This is a genomic window from Hymenobacter sp. BRD128, assembly GCF_013256625.1.
Taxonomy (GTDB): domain Bacteria; phylum Bacteroidota; class Bacteroidia; order Cytophagales; family Hymenobacteraceae; genus Hymenobacter.
In genome coordinates this window covers 3,680,151-3,697,190 of sequence record NZ_CP053908.1, presented here as the reverse complement: position 1 = coordinate 3,697,190, position 17,040 = coordinate 3,680,151, and the positions used below count along the sequence as shown (strand labels likewise).

Below are 17,040 nucleotides of genomic sequence, written 5' to 3'. Positions count from 1 at the left end.
TGCATCGGCCAGGCAAAAGTACGGGGGGCAAAAGCGAAATCTGCATTCTAATTGCAACGTAGTTACAAAATAAATTGCGCCGGGGGCAGTAGACCCGGCTGGCGGCTAGCGCCGGCCCCTGGATAAATTAGTAAACGCGGGGTGTATCTTGCTGCCCGCTATTACGTTGCCGCATCTCCTAATGTTGGTTTATCCCACTCGCTGGCAGTTGTTTGTATTGCCGCTGAGCTTGCTGCGGCTGGACGTGGCACATGCCCGGGTGCCGGCCCTGTTGCCGGGGCAGTGGGCGATGCGCCAAGGCAGCTTTGTGGCAAACCAAACCGTGCCGCCCGACATTTTAGCACGCATGGATAACCCCGAAATGGCCGAGCTGAAGCGGGAAATGACCGGCGGCACGCCGCATCTGGTAGTTGAGTTGCAGCCCGGCGGCACCTGCCAGTTTCTGGGGCAGCCTGCCCGCATCAAAACCGGCACGTGCGCCGTTAAGGGTAAAACCCTACTGGCGCAAAGCCCCGGCACGCAGGGCGGCTCGTCGTTCGACCGCCAAGAAATGGTGCAGTTAAGCCGCCGCCGGCTGGTAATGGAGTTTCTGGTTGGCGACAAGCTGCCCGGGGTGCTCGAAGAAGCGGAATATCGCCGGGTGCAGCAACCCGGAAAAATCAAATTTTTTTCACACCAAGCCGACCAAATCAAATAGTTTTGCGTATGTGTGCCGCTTCACTGTGACATCGACGACTCGGCAGCCGTTAAAACATGGTGAAGCTGGAAAATAAATTTATGATTATCAGCTCAATAGCTGAACTTTGCGTTCAGTTTGATAAACCGTTGGATTTGGTGCGAGTGGCCTGGGTGGCTGGTCGCAACATGCGCTATTTTCAGCAAGCCTTCACGCAGCTGCAAAGCGTGATTACGCAATTGGAAGCGGGCCGGATAGTGCTGGAGCTAAATGCGATGCCCGATATTCCGGTATATGACCAAATTTGGCTTAGCACCAATTTTATGCCGGCCCTACTCAAGCTGCCGCTAAAGCAGGTAGTAGTGGTACTCTCGGCCCGGCGCATCTACAACCAGCAGGTGGTAGAAGGAGTGCTAGCCGCTTCGGCAATGAACATCCGGTTCGATGTGCAGTTTTTTGCCCAGCCTGAGGCAGCCCTGGCCTGGCTCACCGACGACTCGCCCCGCCTGCCGGCGCTCTTGCGCGAGTGGGCTGGCAGCTGCGGCGCGCTGGCCCCCACTACCGACGAGGTAGCCGAGCCCCGCCCACCCTACGGCCGGCCGGGGCACTCCGACTAACTGCCAACCTGGCAGCCAGCCAGGCATTGGAATAGCCTTTGAACTACTGGGCTGATTGACGGGCGCTGCCTGTTAGTCAGCCTTTTATTGTTTTTCAACCTTTTGCTAGTCCCATGTCTGAAACCGGCTCTATTTCCATCCATACCGAGAACATCTTCCCGATTATTAAGAAGTTCTTGTATTCTGACCACGAGATTTTTCTGCGCGAGCTGGTCAGCAACGCCGTCGATGCCACCCAGAAGCTGCAAAGCCTGGCCCGCCAGGGCGAATTTAAGGGTGAGCTGGGCGAACTGAAGGTGCGCGTGACGGTGGATAAAGAGGCGCGCAAAATCACGGTGTCGGACCACGGCCTGGGTATGACGGCCGACGAAATCAAGAAGTACATCAACCAGATTGCCTTCTCCGGCGCCACCGAGTTTGTAGAGAAGTACAAGGAGACGGATGCCCAGGCGAAAGACCAGATAATCGGACAGTTCGGTCTGGGTTTTTACTCGGCCTTCATGGTGTCGAAGGAAGTAGAAATCTGGTCGAAGTCGTATAAGGAAGATACCCTGACCGCGCACTGGACCTGCGACGGCTCGACCCAGTACACCCTCGACGAGCCGACCGGCGAACACGCCAAGGCCGAGCGCGGCACCGACGTGGTGCTGCACGTGGCCGAAGATTCGGACGAGTTTCTGGAAGAGGCCCGGCTGCGGACCATTCTGGAGAAGTACTGCAAGTTTTTACCAGTGCCGATTGAGTTTGAGGGGCAGTTGGTTAATGACACTACGCCCATCTGGACCAAGCAGCCGGCCGACCTGACCGACGAGGACTACAAGAAGTTTTACCGCGAGCTGTACCCGATGAGCATGGACGAGCCGCTGTTCTGGATTCACCTGAACGTGGACTACCCGTTTAACCTGACGGGCATCTTGTACTTCCCGAAGGTGAAAGACGAGTTGCAATTCTCGCGCAACAAGATTCAGCTCTACTCGCGCCAGGTGTTTATCACCGACGAGGTGAAGGATGTGGTGCCCGAGTTTTTGATGCTGCTGCACGGCGTGATTGACTCGCCGGATATTCCGCTGAACGTGTCGCGCAGCTTCTTGCAAGCCGACGCCAACGTGCGCAAAATCAACACCTACATCACCCGCAAGGTAGCCGACAAGCTAGCCGAGCTTTTCCGGAAGGACCGCGCCGGCTACGAGGAGAAATGGGCTGATATTGGGCTATTTGTGAAATACGGCATGCTCTCGGACGACAAGTTTTATGAGCGCGCCAAGGACTTCGTGTTGTTGAAAAGCGTGGATGGCAAGCTCTACACGCTCACTGAGTACACTGAGCACGTGCAGGCTAGCCAGAAAGACAAGAACGACAACACCGTGGTGCTTTACACCACCGATGCCGAGGCGCAGCACGGCTTCGTGGCGGCGGCTCAGGAGCGGGGCTACGACGTGCTGAATATGGACCAGGTGCTCGATGCCCACTTCATTGGGCTGCTGGAGCAAAAATTGGAGAAAACCACGTTTAAGCGCGTGGACTCGGCCACGGCTAGCCAGCTCATTGAGAAGGAAGAAGCCCCGGCCAGCGTGCTGAGCGAGGACGACCAGAAGAAGCTGGAAGAAGTGTTTCAGGGGGCTATCAGCAACCCGGCGATGCACGTCAAAGTGGCGGCCTTGTCGCCGCAGGATGCGCCGGTGGTGATTACCCAAAACGAATTTATGCGCCGCATGAAGGACATGCAGCGCACCGGTGGCGGGGGCGGCATGCAGATGTTCGGCAACATGCCCGACTCGTTTGACGTGACCGTGAACGCCAACAGCCCGCTCGTAACCAAGGTGCTGGCCGATGGCGGCGACACCATCGCCAAGCAGGCCTTCGACCTGGCCCTGCTAGCCCAGGGCCTGCTAAAAGGCGAGGCGCTGACGGCCTTCGTGAAGCGCAGCACCGAGCTGCTGTAGCAGCTTCAGGATTGTTGCAGGCCGAAAGTCCCCGCTACCTCAGGGTAGCGGGGACTTTTTTTGGTGCCTGGCAGTGGGGCCAAAGGCCTGGCAGCTACCTTGCCACTATGAAAATATTCTTTCTTTTTCCCACCCTGCTGCTGGCCACCACGTTGCTGGCGCAAGACCTTGCTCACAGTCGTGTTCGCGTAGCGGGCGGGATGCTGCAAGGCGGCCTCACTACTGCTGGCATTCACACCTTTAAAGGAGTGCCCTACGCCGCGCCGCCGGTAGGCAATCTGCGCTGGCGCGAACCTCAGCCCACCCCGGCCTGGAAGAATGTGCGCCCGGCCACGCAGTTTGGCCCGCGCGCCATGCAGCTGCCGCTGTTTGGCGACATGAATTTTCGCTCAAACGGCGTGAGCGAGGACTGCCTCTACCTCAACGTGTGGACCGGCGCCAAGGCTAGCCAGGAAAAGCGGCCGGTGCTGGTGTATTTCTACGGCGGCGGCTTCGTGGCCGGCGATGGCTCGGAGCCACGCTACGACGGCGAGAGCCTGGCCCAAAAAGGCATCGTAACCGTGACCGTGAATTATCGGCTAGGGGTGTTTGGCTTCATGGCCCACCCCGAGCTGACCAAGGAATCGCCCAACCATGCCTCGGGCAACTACGGCCTGCTCGACCAGGCCGCTGCTATTCAGTGGGTAAAGCAAAATATCGCCGCTTTTGGGGGCGACCCCCGGCACATTACGATTGGGGGCGAATCGGCGGGCTCCTTTTCGGTGAGCGCCCAGATGGCGTCGCCGCTCGCCAAGGGACTAATAGTCGGCGCCATTGGCGAAAGTGGGTCGCTGCTAGGCTTGCAGCCGCTGCCTACCCTGGCCCAGGCCGAGCAAACCGGCGGGGCCTTTGCTGCCACCGTGGGCGCTAACTCGCTGGCGGCGCTGCGGGCGCTGCCGGCCCAGCAGCTGTTGGAGGCTAGCGGCAAGCAGGGCGCGCCGCGCTTCTCAACCAACGTAGACGGCTACTTCCTGCCGCGGCAGCCCACCGAAATCTTTGCCGCTGGTCAGCAGGCGCACGTGCCCCTGCTGGTGGGTTGGAACTCGCAGGAGATGGCCTACCAAATGGTGCTCGGTCCGGCCGCGCCTACTGCGGAAAACTACCGGGCGGCCTTGCAAAAGCTATACGGCGAGCAAGCGGCGGATATCGAGCGCCTCTACCCCGCCGCCACCGACGCGCAGGCCGAGCAGGCCGCCACCGACCTGGCCGGCGACCGCTTCATCGCCTACAGCACCTGGAAACTGGCCGATGCCCAAATTCAGACCGGTGGCCAGCCGGTGTACCGCTACCTCTACGCCCGCCCGCGCCCGGCCATGACGCCCGAAATGGGCAACGCCACCGCCAACCTGGCCGGCGGCGTCACCAAGGGCACGGGCGCCGCTAGCCCCGCGCCGCCCGCCAAAGGCGCCGTGCATTCGGCCGAGATTGAATATGCGCTGGGCAACCTGCCCACTAACAAAGTATTTGCCTGGACGCCTGATGATTATAAGGTGTCGAAAACCATGCAGGGTTACTTCGTCAATTTCATTAAAACCGGCAACCCCAACGGCGCTGGCCTGCCCACCTGGCCGGCGGCTAGCCAGCAGGGCGGCCAGTTTCTGCGCCTCGACGTGACTACCCAGGCCGAAGCCGACCAGACGCGCGCGCGCTACCAGTTTTTGGAGCAGCACGCGGGGAAATAGCAGTAGTTGTTTCAATCCACTAAAACGCCCCACTGCCGCCCGGCAGCGGGGCGTTTTAGTGGATGAAGTTCTGGTGTTCGTAGAAAAAATGCCGGGCTAGGGTGCATTCGGCTTCATTTTCGCGTTAAGCTGGGTTAAGTGGGCGCGTATTTTTGCCCGGAGTCTAAATTATTCTCTTGCTATGCGTAAGATTCTGCTTGGTTTTCTGGCGTTTGTGGTGCTGCTGGTGGTGGCGCTGGCCGCCGCGCCCTTTCTGTTCAAAGACAAGCTGCGGGCGCTGGCCGACAAGCAGATAGCCCAGCGCGTGCGGGCCAAGGTGCAGTACAACCCCGCCGATATCGGCGTGACGCTGCTCAGCACTTTTCCTGATTTGGGGCTCGATATCAAAAACCTGCGCGTCATCGGCCTCGACTCGTTCAGCCGCGACACGCTGGCCTACCTGCCCGACCTGAAGGTGGGGCTCGATTTGATGACCGTTATCAAAGGCCAGCAGATTGACGTGAAAAGCGTGGCGCTCGACCGGCCCGAGTTCTCCATCAAAGTGCTCAAGAGCGGGCTAGCCAACTGGAATATCCTGATTTCGAATTCGGCCGCCGCGGCTAAAGGCCAGGATACGAGCCAGGTAAACCTGGCCATTCGGGGCTGGGAGGTGACCGATGGCCGCCTGCGCTACGACGACCGCAGCATCCCGTTCAGCTTCGATGCGCGCGGCGTGAACCACACCGGCAAGGGCGATTTTACGAAGAACGTGTTTGACCTGACCTCGAACACGACCATCGATAAGCTCACGGCCAACTACAACGGCATTGATTACCTGACGGATAAGCAAGTGAATGCCGACGTGGCCATGGAGATGGACCTGAACAAGAACCTGTACACGTTCAAGGAAAACCGGGTGAAGCTCAACGACTTTCCGTTTGGCTTCGCGGGTGCCATTGGCCTGCCCAATGCCACGGATATCACGTATGATATCACCTTCAAGGCGCTGCAAACCGACTTCAAGAACATCCTGAGCCTGGTGCCGGGCGTGTTCAATGCCCAGTTTAAGGACGTGCAGGCGAGCGGGCAGGTGGCCTTCAATGGCTACTACAAGGGCGTGCAAAACAAGCTGCGCATGCCCGGCTACGGCGTGAACCTGACCGTGGCCAACGGCCGCTTCAAGTACCCGCAGCTGCCGCAGGAGGCCCGGAATATCAACGTGGCGATGGTGGTGGACAACCCCTCGGGCTTTACCAACAACGTGAAAGTCAACGTGTCGAAGTTTCACCTCGACCTGGGCACTAACCCCGTGGATGGCTACGTGACCGTGGACGGGCTAGCCCCGATGAAGGTAGACGGCCGCGTGAAAGCTAACGTGAACCTGGCCGAGGCGCTGAAAGTGTACCCCGTCGCCGGCGTCACGGCCCGCGGCCAGCTTTTCGTGGATGCTACCGGCAAGGGCACTTACTCGAAAACCCAGATGCCGGTGGTGAATGCCGCGATTAAAATGACCAACGGCTACCTGAAATCGAACAAATTTCCGGCGCCGATTGAGGATATTAACCTGAGCGGCACGGTGATGAACTCGACCGGCCAGGTGAACGATACCTACGTGAGCCTGCCGCAGTTTCACATGGTGCTGGAGGGCGAGCCGCTCGACGGCCGCCTCACGGCCCACAACATTAACTCGCCCATCTTCGACGCCAACGTGAAGGGCACGGTGGACCTCACTAAAATCACCAAAATCTTCCCGCTCCAGGGTATGACCGTGACGGGCCGCGTGAGCGGCAACGTGGCCGCCGCCGGCAACATGGCCGATGTAGAAGCCGGCCGCTACCAGAACGTGAAGGCTAGCGGCACGGTGCAGGCCCGCAACGTGACCTACCGGAGCAAAGACCTGCCGCAGGGCGTGAGCATCAGCAGCGCGGCCGGGACGTTTAATAACAACCAGATTGTGATTCAGCAGCTTAACGGCACGGCCGGCACCTCCGATTTTGCCGCCAACGGCACGGTGAGCAACTACCTGGGCTACCTCTTCACGCCCGGCCAGCCGCTGCGCGGTACGATGAATGTGACCTCGCACAACTTCAACGTGAACGAGTTTATGGTGGACCCGGTAAGTGAGAAATCGACCGCCGCCGGCAAGGCCGCCCCGGCCAAGGCTAGCGGCGTGGTGCCGATTCCAAAGTTCTTCGACCTGGTGCTGAACAGCAAGGCCGACAACGTGACGTATGACAACCTGAAGCTGAATAATGCCAGCGGCACCGTGACGGTGAAGAACGAAGTGGCGACGCTCCAAAACCTAACTTTTAACACGCTGGGGGCCACCTTCGGCACCACCGGTAGCTACAACACCCAGGACTTGGCGCACCCCAAGTTTGACCTGGGGCTGAACATCAAGAACCTTGATTTTCAGAAAGCGTTTGCCTCATTCAACACCATCAAGGCGCTGGTGCCGCTGGCTTCGCAGGTGCAGGGCATTTTTGGCACCAACTTCAGCGTGAGCGGCGAGATGGGCCAGGATATGCTGCCCAAGCTGAGCACGCTCACCGGTAAAGGCTTGTTTGACATCGTGAAAGCCAGCGTGTTGCAGTCGCCGGTAATGTCGCAGATTTCAAGCCTCACCACGCTGCCCGAACTCAAGAACCTGCAAGTGCTGAACAAGATTGTGGACGCCCAGATTGTGAACGGCAACTTCCTGGTGAAGCCCTTCGACCTGACCATCGGCGACGTGAAAATGACGGTGGGCGGCTCAAACAGCCTGGCCGGATTGCTCTCCTACGTCACGGCCATCAACGCGCCCACCGGCAAGCTGGGTAGCGCCCTGAGCAGCAAGCTCACGCAGCTCACGGGCGTGCAGAATATTCAGGGTACCGACCGCGTGACGCTGGGCCTCAACATCGGCGGCAGCATCACGAGTCCGGTGGTGAAGCTGACCAGCGGCAGCCTCAAGGACCAGGGCAAAGCCATCGTGACCAACGTGGTGAAAACCAAGCTCACCGACGCGCTCATTGGGCTAGCCAACAAGAACAAGGCGAAAACCGACAGCACGCAAAAGGCGACTGCCACTGCGCAGCAAACCTCGCAGGAACAACTGCAACTCGAAATTCAGAAGAAGAAGCTGGAGGCCCAGGAGAAGGCCAGGCAAGCCATCGGCGCGGGCCTGAACAGCCTGTTTGGTGGCCGGAAGAAAGCCGCCGCACCCGCCCCGGTGCCGGCCGACACTACGAAAAAGTAGGATATTTTGAAGTAAGTGCGGCCATACTTGGCAGCGTTTTTGAGGAAGCAGGCCCGGCAACCGAAAGGTTGACCGGGCCTTTTTACGTCTCTAGTCTCTTTTCTATGACCACTTATCGTCTCTTGCACTTGGCGGCAGCCGCTTCGCTAGCCCTGGCTGGCTGCTCAAAAAACACTGATACTGCCAACGCCAGCGCGGCCAAGCTGGAAGTGCGCCTGACTGACGCGCCGGGTAATTTTAACGCCGCAGTGCTTGATGTGCAGCAGGTTGAGGTGCATCTTAAAGACGAAAACGACCCTAGCGGCTGGCAAACGCTGGCCTTCACGCCGCAGGCGGTGAACGTGCTCGACTACGTGAATGGCAAGTCGGCGCTGCTGGTGAGCACTGATTTTGCGCCCGGCAACCTCAAAGAAGTCCGCCTCATTTTGGGGCCCAACAGCTACGTGGTAGGCACCGACGGCCAGCAGTATGCTCTCAAAACGCCCAGCGGCCAGACCTCGGGCGTGAAGCTGAAATTGGATAAAGTGACGCTGGCAGCCGGCTCGACCTACCAGCTGCTGCTGGATTTCGACGTGGCTAAATCCATCGTGGAGCGCGGCAACTGGAGGGTGAGCAACGACAAAAAGGGGCGCTACTTGCTCAAGCCGGTCATTCGGCTGGTGGCGCAGGACCTGCGCGGTGGCCTGCGCGGCACCGTGAGCCCGGCCGCTGCCCGGCCGCAGGTGCTGGCCATCCGGGCCGCCATCACGGGGCCCGACACAGTGAGCACGTTTGCCGATGCCTCGGGCGCTTACCAGCTCAATGGCCTGGCGGCTGGTACGTATCAGGTGCAGTTTTTCCCAACCACGGTGGTCCCGGCTGGCCAGCCAGCTTATAAAGCCGTGGTGCGCCCCGGCATAACCGTGACCAACGACCAGATAACCGACCTGGGCGTAACGGCGCTTAATTAAGCATCCTAGCCTTTTTTGTAAGAAGGGCTAGCTCAGCTTTTGCACCAGCGCCAGTAGTTCGTGCTGGGTAGTGCGGGTAGCGTCGTGGTCGTACCAGGCCTGCACCTGGGGCACGATTTCCCTGAAGGGCGTTTCGCGCGCTTTCAGGTCGTGCAGGATAGCTTGCAGCGGGGCCGGGCGCGGCCCCCATACGGCTGCTTCGGTGAGGGTGTCGGCGTGCAGCAGCACGGCAATCGGGATGGCCCGGCCGCCGTTGGTGAGGTACTTATCGATAAAGTCGGGATGCGAGTCGCGCAGAAAATAACGCGTTTCGAAGTGGCCGCCGCTAGCCCGGGCCACTGCCTCTAGGATGGGGCCGGTCTGGGAGGCGTCGCCGCACCAGCCTTCGGTGATAATGGCCCAGATGTAGTGCCCGGTGAGCTTGTGCAGCGCCGCCTGCAGCTCGGGTAAAATGCTGACGGTAGGCTCAATGCGGTCGATGCGCGCCACGTTTTCACGGTAGTGCGGCAGCAGCTTGGCCAGGGTTTCATCGGGCGTTGGCGTGGCGAGCACCTCGCTGATGTGTTGGCGGTAGGCAGGGTAAGTGAGGCCAGTAGCTAGCTGGTCGGCGGTGAGCACGGGGGCAGTAGTGGCGAGCATGAGTAAGGCCGAATGAGTTAGGAACAGCGCCATAACGTAAAAGCCACCCCTGGGGGCAGCTTTTACGGTGAAAATCTAAAGAGTCCGGCTCAGAAAGCAACGGCCTACAATTGCGGCTGCACCTGGCCGGCCTGCTCGCGGCAGTAGGTGATAAAGTCGGAGTTTACGGGCTCCAGGCCAGCCTCGCGCATCTTGATAGCCACCTGCCCGCGGTGATAGCTGGCGTGCACCACGGCGTGGGTCAGGATGTCGCTCACCTGCGAGTCGAAGGCATCGCCCTGCGAGTTGGTGTACTGAATGTGGCGGGTCAGCTCGGCCTCGTCGGTGGTGGCGCACAGCTCGGCCAAGCGCTGCGAGGTTTGCTCGTGCCAGTGGTGCAGGCCGGCCAGGTTGTGCTCCTGCCATACCTTGAGCGGGCTAGCCGTGCCGCTGAGGCGGGCAATCCAGATGGCCTGGGCGTTGATAACGTGGCTGAAGATGCGCAGCGCGGCCTTTGGCTCGTCGTGGCCGGCGGCCACCGACGAGTCGAGGCGGCGCAGCAGCGTTTCGTTGGCCCACACGTTAAAAACGCCAAGCTTGGCGATGGTGTTAATCATGGCTTTGAAAGTATGAATTATGAGGTATGAATTATGAGTTAGAGGTCGTACTTCATGAATCAAGCAGCCAAAGCTACGGCTAGCCTTGCTGGCCAAGTGCGGGTAAGCAATTCATGACTCATGCCTATTAACTCCTAATTGCTTCTTACCGTGGGTCTTGCCACACGAGCTGCTCGTTGGTGCGGCGCTTCTCAAAGTTGGCGCACTTGCCATCGCCCTTGCCCGTGATGCCGCCTTCGGGGTGGCACAGCACTTTGCCTTGCGCATCGTAGAGCGTCGATTGCTGGTCGCAGCAGGGAGCCGTTTCGTAGTACACCGTTGCGCCCTCGTACTGGTAGCGTGAGATGCGGATAATTGGGTTGCGCTTGCGCGTGGCCAGAATGCTCTGGATGCGGTTGCGCAGCCATTGGGGCCGGGCGGTGCTGTCGAGGCGCATATCGCGGGCGGGCACGGCGTCCACGGTATTGGTGCTGGTAGGGGCGCGGGTATCGTCCGACACAAAGGTTTCGGCGGGCGGCGTGGTGGGGGTGTTCACCACGACATCTTGCTGGCAGGCGCCCAGCAGCAAGGCTAGCGCGGTAACCGGAATAAGCGAACGGCGCATAGGGGCGGTAAGTAAAAAAGTCGGCATAAATATCAGCTCTGCTTACGCCAACCCGCGCGCAATAGTTAGCGCGGCCACAGGGCCCAAAGCCGGGGGCCAAACACCAGCGCGCCCACCGCCAGCGCCCCGAGTGCCGCCAGCAGCACGGCGCCGGCGGCCACATCTTTGGCTTTGCCGGCCAGGGGGTGATACTCGGGCGACACCAGATTGGTGAGCGTTTCGATGGCCGTGTTGAATAGCTCGGCGGCCCACACGCCGGCCACCGCTAGTGCCACCAGCGCCCACTCGATGCCCGTGAGCTTTACATAAAGCCCCAGCCCCAGTGCCAGTACCGAGGCCACGGCGTGAAACTGCAAGTGCAGCTCGGACCGCAGCGCCGCCCCCACGCCCCGAAAGGCGTGCCCAAAGCTGGCCGCGCGGCGGCGCAGCAGGCCCGGCTGGCCGGGCGGCAGGGGGCTAGCCACGGACGTCGAACTCGGCAAAAGTGGTGCGGCGCAGCTCGGGCCATTCGGGGCGGATGATGCTGAAAATCACCGTGTCGCGTCGGTAGTTGCCCTGCGTGAGGCGGTGGCTGCGCAGGGTGCCTTCCTCGGTGGCACCCATGCGGCGCATGGCCGTTTGCGACTTGTGGTTGCGGCTGTCGGTTTCGAGTTCCACCCGCTCGTAGTTCAGCTGGTCGAAGGCGTGGGCCAGCAGCAGGTGCTTGGCCGCGCGGTTGAGGCCGGTGCGCTGAAAATCGGTGCCCACCCAGGTATAGCCGATGCTCAGCTTCTGGTTGTCGGGGTCCACGTTGTAGTAGCTGGTGCTGCCCGCCAGCCGCCCGCTAGCCCTATCAATGAGAACAAAAGCGTAGCGGCGGCCCGCCTGGCGGTCGCTCACGGCCTGGGCCAGGTAGTCGGCCAGGCTCAGGGCGTCGTCGGCGCGGGTAATAGTGTATTCCCAGATAGCGGGCTCGAAGGCAATGGCCTTTAGGTCCTCAAAATCGGCGGTGTCGAGTGGGCGCAGGCGCACGCGGCTGTTTTCCAGGACGAGGTTTTGGGTGAAATCCATGGCGCAGCAGGCAGAATGATAGGCCGCAAAGATGCAAAAAAACCGCGCCCGATGGCTGGCTAACCCTCACGGCTGCGCCGGGCAGTGGCTAGCCACGTAGGCTTGGTAGGCGGCGTAGGCGGGCTCCTGCACCAGGCTTTTGAGGGCGCGCACGTGCGGGTCGGCGAGGTCGCTGGCCTGGCTGCGCAGCCGCATAAACCGCAGGCCGGTTTGCAGGGGCGCGCAGTCGCCGGCCTGGGCTAGCTGCTTGGTTTTCAGTAAAGAGTAATTGAATGCCGCCTGCTCGCTGGCCTGCGAGTCGCGCTGGGCAGGCGGCACCTGGCTGAAATAATGCAGGTGCCCGATTTCGTGGTACAGCACTACCACCAGCCGATTATCGTCAAAGCCTGGCTGCGGGTGCTCCAGAAAGCGCCGGTCGAGGCGCACCGCGCCGTTGCCAAACGCGGCGGCCGGGCTGCCGAGCGGGCCCGCATTCGTCACCACTACGAAGCGCCGCAGCAGCTGGTCGTGCTGGCGCACGTCGGCCAGCGCCGCCGTAAACTTGGGATACTGCCGCGCCGCCTGGGCCAGCACCGCCTGCGCCGTAGCCGCAGCGACGGGCACCGCCTGCGCCAGCTGGGCGCGGCTTAGGAGGGGGAGAGCTACTAATAATGAGCTGAAAAGCAAAGGGTAGCGCACAGGCATTGCGTTAGTGGTAAAGCAAAAAGCCCGTCATGCTGCGCTTGTCGAAGCATGACGGGCTTTTATAAAAAACGTTACCCTGCGGAAGAAGGCTAGCCCACGTTAATTGCGCCCACCATGTCCTCGGGCTTCAGCCACTCGTCGAACTGCTCGGGGGTGACGTAGCCGAGCTGCACGGCGGTTTCCTTGAGGGTCGAGTGGTTTTTGTGGGCCGTCTGGGCAATTTCGGCGGCTTTGTAGTAGCCGATGTGCGGGTTGAGGGCCGTCACCAGCATCAGGCTGCTATCAACGTGCTTCTTGATGTTGGGCAGAATGGGCTCGATGCCTACGGCGCACTTGTCGTTGAAGGCCACGCACACGTCGCCGATGAGGCGGGCCGAGTGCAGGAAGTTGTAAATCATGACCGGCTTAAACACGTTCAGCTCGAAGTGGCCCAGCGAGCCGCCCACCGTGATGGCCACGTCGTTGCCCATCACTTGGGCGGCTACCATCGTCATGGCCTCGCACTGGGTGGGGTTTACCTTGCCGGGCATGATGCTGCTCCCGGGCTCGTTGTCGGGAATCGAGATTTCGCCGATGCCCGCGCGCGGGCCGCTGCTGAGCATGCGCACATCGTTGGCAATTTTCATGAGGCTCACGGCCACCGTTTTGAGCGCGCCGTGGGCTTCCACAATGGCGTCGTGAGCAGCCAGGGCCTCAAACTTGTTTTCGGCGGTCACGAAGGGCAGGCCCGTGAGGTCGGCAATGTGCCTGGCCACGTTCTCGGAGTAGCCGGCGGGCGTGTTGATGCCGGTGCCCACGGCGGTGCCGCCCAGCGCTAGCTCGCTCAGGTGGGCTAGCGTATGGTGGATGGCGCGCAGGCCGTGGTCGAGCTGCGACACATAGCCCGAAAACTCCTGGCCCAGCGTCAGCGGCGTGGCGTCCATGAAGTGGGTGCGGCCGATTTTAACGATTTCCTTAAATTCTACGGCCTTCTTTTTCAGCGTATCGCGCAGCTTGGTGATACCCGGAATCGTGGTTTCGACCAGGATTTTGTAGGCCGCGATGTGCATGGCCGTCGGGAAGGTGTCGTTGCTGCTCTGGCTCTTGTTCACGTCGTCATTGGGGGCCAAAAACTTCTTCTCGTCCGAGAGCAAACCGCCGTGCAGCACGTGGCCGCGGTAGGCAATCACCTCGTTCACATTCATATTGCTCTGCGTGCCCGAGCCGGTTTGCCACACCACCAAGGGAAACTGGTCGGCCAGCTTACCGGCCAGTATTTCGTCGGCCACGCGGCCGATGAGGTCGGCCTTTTCGGCGTCGAGCACGCCCGCGTCGCGGTTGGTGAGGGCGGCGGCTTTCTTCAAGTAGGCGAAGGCTTTGATGATTTCCTTCGGCATCTTATTGATATCCTGCGCAATCGGAAAGTTCTCGATGCTGCGCTGGGTTTGGGCGCCCCAATAGGCGTCGGCGGGCACTTGCACCTGGCCCATGGTATCTTTTTCGGTGCGGAACTGGCTCATTTGAACGGGGTAGAAGTGAAAAAGCTGCCGCTGGCAACGGCCGCAAAAGTACGCCGCCCGGCCGGCGCGGGCAGCCACGCGCCCGGCTAGCCCGTACACCCAGCCAATCCCAATCGTTTTCAGCATTACCCCATGAACCAGCCCCCGCCCACCCCCGCTCCCCACACCGAGCCGCCCGTACCCACCGAAGGCAACGGCGTGCCCGATTACTCGCACCTCGAAATCCACACCGAATCGGACCTGCCCACCCCCGATAAAGCCGGCGGCAGCGCCACCGAGCCCGAAAGCGGCGGCGGCTACAGCGGCTAAGTTGCCCGGCCTCAACTCTTGCGCGGCGCTTTTGCGTGGTAGCTATGCGAGGGTTCGCTCCCAAAAAGAACGTCATGCTTCGACAAGCGCAGCATGACGTTCTTTTTGGGAGCGAAGCAACTTTCATAATAAGACGAAAAAACAGCAGGTTTCGGGGGCAGGCGGGCGCTATCTTTCGCCGGCCTATCGCCTGAGGTTTGAGCGGCAGGCGGTAATCCCTTTTCCGTACGTAACCTGCTTATGCTGAAACGCTACCCCCTGCTGCTGCTGGCCGCTAGCCTGCTGGCCCGCCCGCTGGCCGCCCAAACCGCTCCGCCCGCCGGTAAGCCGCTACTGGGCTTCGGGCCCACCACGGCGGCAGCCGAGTACCAGCTCGAAACCAAGTTCGACGCCCAGCTCAAGGCCGACGAGCTGCGCCAGTGGATGAAGCGCCTGGCCGCGCACCCGCACCACGTGGGCTCGCCCTACGACAAGGACAACGCCGAATTCATGGCCGGCCTGTTTAAAAGCTGGGGCTACGCCACGCGCATCGACGTGTCGTATGTGCTGTTTCCGACGCCCAAGCTGCGCAAGCTAGAGCTGGTGGCGCCGACTCCTTTCACGGCTAGCCTCACTGAAAAGCCGGTGCCCGAAGACGCCACTTCGGGCCAGACCAGCGAGCAGCTGCCCACCTACAACTGCTTCTCGAAGGATGGCGACGTGACGGCCGAGCTGGTATTTGTGAACCAGGGCATCCCGAAAGACTACGAGGAGCTGGCCCGCCGCGGCATCGACGTGCGGGGTAAAATCGTGATTGCCAAGTACGGCGGCTCGTGGCGCGGCATCAAGCCCAAGGTGGCCGCCGAGATGGGCGCCATCGGCTGCCTCATCTACTCCGACCCCAAAGACGACGGCTACGCCCAGGGCGACGTGTACCCCAAGGGCCCCTTCAAGCCCGAAACCGGCGCCCAGCGCGGCTCGGTGCTCGATATGCCCACCTACTCCGGCGACCCGCTCACGCCGGGCTACGGCTCGACCAAAAACGCCAAGCACCTCGACTACCGCACCGCGCCCACGCTCACGCAGATACCCGTGCTGCCCATCTCGTACGGCGACGCCCTACCCCTGCTTTCGGCGCTGGCCGGCCCCATGGCGCCGCCCGACTGGCGCGGCGCGCTGCCCATCCCGTACCACCTTGGGCCGGGGCCGGCCAAGGTGCACTTGCAGCTCGAGTTCAACTGGAAAACCGAGCCGGTTTACAACGTCATTGCCACGCTGCGGGGCCGGGAGCTGCCCGATGAGTGGATACTGCGCGGCAACCACCACGACGCCTGGGTCAACGGCGCCAGCGACCCGCTCAGCGGCATGGTGGCTGAGTTGGAGGAAGCCCGCGCCCTCGGCGAGCTGGTAAAAACCGGCTGGCGGCCCCGGCGCACGCTCATGTTCTGTGCCTGGGACGGCGAGGAGCCCGGCCTGCTGGGCTCGACGGAGTGGGCCGAAACCAACGCCAAGGACCTGCAAAAGCACGTGGTGGCCTACCTGAACACCGACAACAGCGACCGGGGCTTTTTGCGCGTTGCCGGCTCGCACACGCTCGAGAAGTTCTTCAATCAGGTGGCCCGCGATGTGCCCGACCCCGAAAAGCCGCTCTCCATCCTGGAGCGGCGGCGGGCGTATGACCTCGTGACGGGCACGCCCGAGGTGCAGAAGGATGCCCGTGAGCGCCCCGACCTGCGCATTGCCGCGCTGGGTGCGGGCTCCGACTACTCGCCCTACCTTCAGCACCTCGGTATTCCGTCGATGAACGTGGGCTTTGGCGGCGAGGGCGAGGGCGGCGAGTACCACTCCATCTTCGACTCGTTCGATGATTTCACACGCTTTAAAGACCCCACGTTTGCCTACGGCGTGGCTCTGGCTCAAACCATGGGTCGCTGCGAATTGCGTCTGGTCGATGCCGATGTGCTGCCCTTCGAGTTTCAGAACTTCTCGAACACCGTGGCTAAGTACAGCACCGAGGTCAAAAAGCTGACCGACGACATGCGCACCGAAACCGACAAGCAAACCAAGCTGCTGGCCGAGCAGCGCTACGAAGCCGTGTCGAACCCCGACCAGCCGCTGCTACCCCCCAAGGCGCAGGCCGCCGTGCCCCAGCTCGACTTCGCGCCCCTCGACGCGGCCCTACAAAAGCTGGCCCAGAGCGCCGAGGCCTACGAGCAGGCCCGCCAAAACCCCCTACCCCCCGACCGCCAGAAAACCCTCGACCAACTGCTGTACCAGGCTGAGCAGCAGCTCCTCAGTGCCGAAGGCCTGCCGCGCCGCCCTTGGTACCGCCACCAGCTATACGCGCCCGGTTTCTACACCGGCTACGGGGTGAAAACCCTGCCCGGTGTCCGCGAAGCCGTGGAGGAGCGCAAGTGGGCCGAGGCTGACGAGCAGATAAAGCGCACCGCCGCCGCTATCGACCGCTTCGCCGGGCAGGTAAATCGGGCGGCCGAAGTGGCTACTCCGAAAGTGCTGTAAGCTGAAAATGTATCCGCATGTCATTAACTCAAAAGA

Annotated in this window: 15 protein-coding genes; 8 read left to right on the top strand and 7 right to left on the bottom strand. The window is 61.4% G+C overall.

Annotated elements, in window-relative coordinates; translation table 11 throughout:
• Positions 1 to 181 precede the first annotated feature (181 nt).
• From GKZ68_RS16405 to GKZ68_RS16380, 6 genes are all read left to right on the top strand, one after another.
• A complete protein-coding gene (locus tag GKZ68_RS16405; protein ID WP_173116663.1) occupies positions 182 to 697 on the top strand; it encodes a hypothetical protein in 516 nt (171 codons plus the stop codon).
• Between the two features lie 128 nt (positions 698 to 825).
• Positions 826 to 1,293, top strand: a complete 468-nt coding sequence (locus tag GKZ68_RS16400) for a hypothetical protein (protein ID WP_173116661.1) — start codon at positions 826 to 828, stop codon at positions 1,291 to 1,293.
• 113 nt (positions 1,294 to 1,406) lie between these two features.
• Positions 1,407 to 3,236: a molecular chaperone HtpG gene (gene htpG / locus GKZ68_RS16395; RefSeq protein ID WP_173116659.1), complete on the top strand. Its 1,830-nt coding sequence runs from the start codon at positions 1,407 to 1,409 to the stop codon at positions 3,234 to 3,236.
• 107 nt (positions 3,237 to 3,343) lie between these two features.
• Complete coding sequence (locus GKZ68_RS16390) at positions 3,344 to 4,957, top strand: carboxylesterase/lipase family protein (protein ID WP_173116657.1); 1,614 nt, start codon at positions 3,344 to 3,346, stop codon at positions 4,955 to 4,957.
• A gap of 181 nt (positions 4,958 to 5,138) precedes the next feature.
• Positions 5,139 to 8,174: an AsmA-like C-terminal region-containing protein gene (locus GKZ68_RS16385; protein ID WP_173116655.1), complete on the top strand. Its 3,036-nt coding sequence runs from the start codon at positions 5,139 to 5,141 to the stop codon at positions 8,172 to 8,174.
• Positions 8,175 to 8,278: 104 nt separating this feature from the next.
• Complete coding sequence (locus tag GKZ68_RS16380; RefSeq protein ID WP_173116653.1) at positions 8,279 to 9,124, top strand: DUF4382 domain-containing protein; 846 nt, start codon at positions 8,279 to 8,281, stop codon at positions 9,122 to 9,124.
• Positions 9,125 to 9,151: 27 nt separating this feature from the next.
• Here the strand turns inward: GKZ68_RS16380 and GKZ68_RS16375 are convergent, their stop codons facing one another.
• The 7 genes from GKZ68_RS16375 to fumC all read right to left on the bottom strand — a co-directional run bounded on the left by GKZ68_RS16375 (position 9,152) and on the right by fumC (position 14,196).
• Positions 9,152 to 9,763: a thioredoxin family protein gene (locus GKZ68_RS16375; RefSeq protein ID WP_173116651.1), complete on the bottom strand. Its 612-nt coding sequence runs from the start codon at positions 9,761 to 9,763 to the stop codon at positions 9,152 to 9,154.
• A gap of 104 nt (positions 9,764 to 9,867) precedes the next feature.
• A complete protein-coding gene (locus GKZ68_RS16370) occupies positions 9,868 to 10,359 on the bottom strand; it encodes a DinB family protein (RefSeq protein WP_173116649.1) in 492 nt (163 codons plus the stop codon).
• Positions 10,360 to 10,504: 145 nt separating this feature from the next.
• A complete protein-coding gene (locus GKZ68_RS16365; protein WP_173116647.1) occupies positions 10,505 to 10,963 on the bottom strand; it encodes a hypothetical protein in 459 nt (152 codons plus the stop codon).
• Between the two features lie 65 nt (positions 10,964 to 11,028).
• Positions 11,029 to 11,445 carry a diacylglycerol kinase family protein gene (locus GKZ68_RS16360; RefSeq protein WP_254244041.1) on the bottom strand — a complete coding sequence of 139 codons (417 nt, stop codon included), beginning with the start codon at positions 11,443 to 11,445 and terminating at the stop codon, positions 11,029 to 11,031.
• The gene (locus GKZ68_RS16355; protein WP_173116645.1) at positions 11,420 to 12,013 is read right to left on the bottom strand and encodes a GNAT family N-acetyltransferase; all 594 of its coding nucleotides are present in this window, start codon (positions 12,011 to 12,013) and stop codon (positions 11,420 to 11,422) included. The genes GKZ68_RS16360 and GKZ68_RS16355 overlap by 26 nt, the downstream gene beginning before the upstream one ends.
• Positions 12,014 to 12,079: 66 nt before the next feature.
• Positions 12,080 to 12,697: a hypothetical protein gene (locus tag GKZ68_RS16350; RefSeq protein ID WP_173116644.1), complete on the bottom strand. Its 618-nt coding sequence runs from the start codon at positions 12,695 to 12,697 to the stop codon at positions 12,080 to 12,082.
• An 89-nt stretch (positions 12,698 to 12,786) separates the two neighbouring features.
• Complete coding sequence (gene fumC, locus GKZ68_RS16345; RefSeq protein WP_173118495.1) at positions 12,787 to 14,196, bottom strand: class II fumarate hydratase; 1,410 nt, start codon at positions 14,194 to 14,196, stop codon at positions 12,787 to 12,789.
• Between the two features lie 132 nt (positions 14,197 to 14,328).
• Here fumC and GKZ68_RS16340 point away from each other — a divergent pair, with 132 nt between their 5' ends.
• Positions 14,329 to 14,505: a hypothetical protein gene (locus tag GKZ68_RS16340; RefSeq protein WP_173116642.1), complete on the top strand. Its 177-nt coding sequence runs from the start codon at positions 14,329 to 14,331 to the stop codon at positions 14,503 to 14,505.
• 240 nt (positions 14,506 to 14,745) lie between these two features.
• Entirely contained in the window at positions 14,746 to 17,004 is a 2,259-nt protein-coding gene (locus tag GKZ68_RS16335; protein ID WP_173116639.1) for a M28 family metallopeptidase, read from the top strand.
• Positions 17,005 to 17,040 lie beyond the last annotated feature (36 nt).

Excerpts from the sequence above, each read along its gene's own strand:
- GKZ68_RS16405 (WP_173116663.1), top strand. The coding sequence starts at position 182 with ATGTTGGTTTATCCCACTCGCTGGCAGTTGTTTGTATTGCCGCTGAGC.
- htpG (WP_173116659.1), top strand. The coding sequence starts at position 1,407 with ATGTCTGAAACCGGCTCTATTTCCATCCATACCGAGAACATCTTCCCG.
- GKZ68_RS16390 (WP_173116657.1), top strand. The coding sequence starts at position 3,344 with ATGAAAATATTCTTTCTTTTTCCCACCCTGCTGCTGGCCACCACGTTG.
- GKZ68_RS16385 (WP_173116655.1), top strand. The coding sequence starts at position 5,139 with ATGCGTAAGATTCTGCTTGGTTTTCTGGCGTTTGTGGTGCTGCTGGTG.
- GKZ68_RS16380 (WP_173116653.1), top strand. The coding sequence starts at position 8,279 with ATGACCACTTATCGTCTCTTGCACTTGGCGGCAGCCGCTTCGCTAGCC.
- GKZ68_RS16375 (WP_173116651.1), bottom strand. The coding sequence starts at position 9,763 with ATGCTCGCCACTACTGCCCCCGTGCTCACCGCCGACCAGCTAGCTACT.
- GKZ68_RS16370 (WP_173116649.1), bottom strand. The coding sequence starts at position 10,359 with ATGATTAACACCATCGCCAAGCTTGGCGTTTTTAACGTGTGGGCCAAC.
- GKZ68_RS16365 (WP_173116647.1), bottom strand. The coding sequence starts at position 10,963 with ATGCGCCGTTCGCTTATTCCGGTTACCGCGCTAGCCTTGCTGCTGGGC.
- GKZ68_RS16355 (WP_173116645.1), bottom strand. The coding sequence starts at position 12,013 with ATGGATTTCACCCAAAACCTCGTCCTGGAAAACAGCCGCGTGCGCCTG.
- GKZ68_RS16350 (WP_173116644.1), bottom strand. The coding sequence starts at position 12,697 with ATGCCTGTGCGCTACCCTTTGCTTTTCAGCTCATTATTAGTAGCTCTC.
- fumC (WP_173118495.1), bottom strand. The coding sequence starts at position 14,196 with ATGAGCCAGTTCCGCACCGAAAAAGATACCATGGGCCAGGTGCAAGTG.
- GKZ68_RS16340 (WP_173116642.1), top strand. The coding sequence starts at position 14,329 with ATGAACCAGCCCCCGCCCACCCCCGCTCCCCACACCGAGCCGCCCGTA.
- GKZ68_RS16335 (WP_173116639.1), top strand. The coding sequence starts at position 14,746 with ATGCTGAAACGCTACCCCCTGCTGCTGCTGGCCGCTAGCCTGCTGGCC.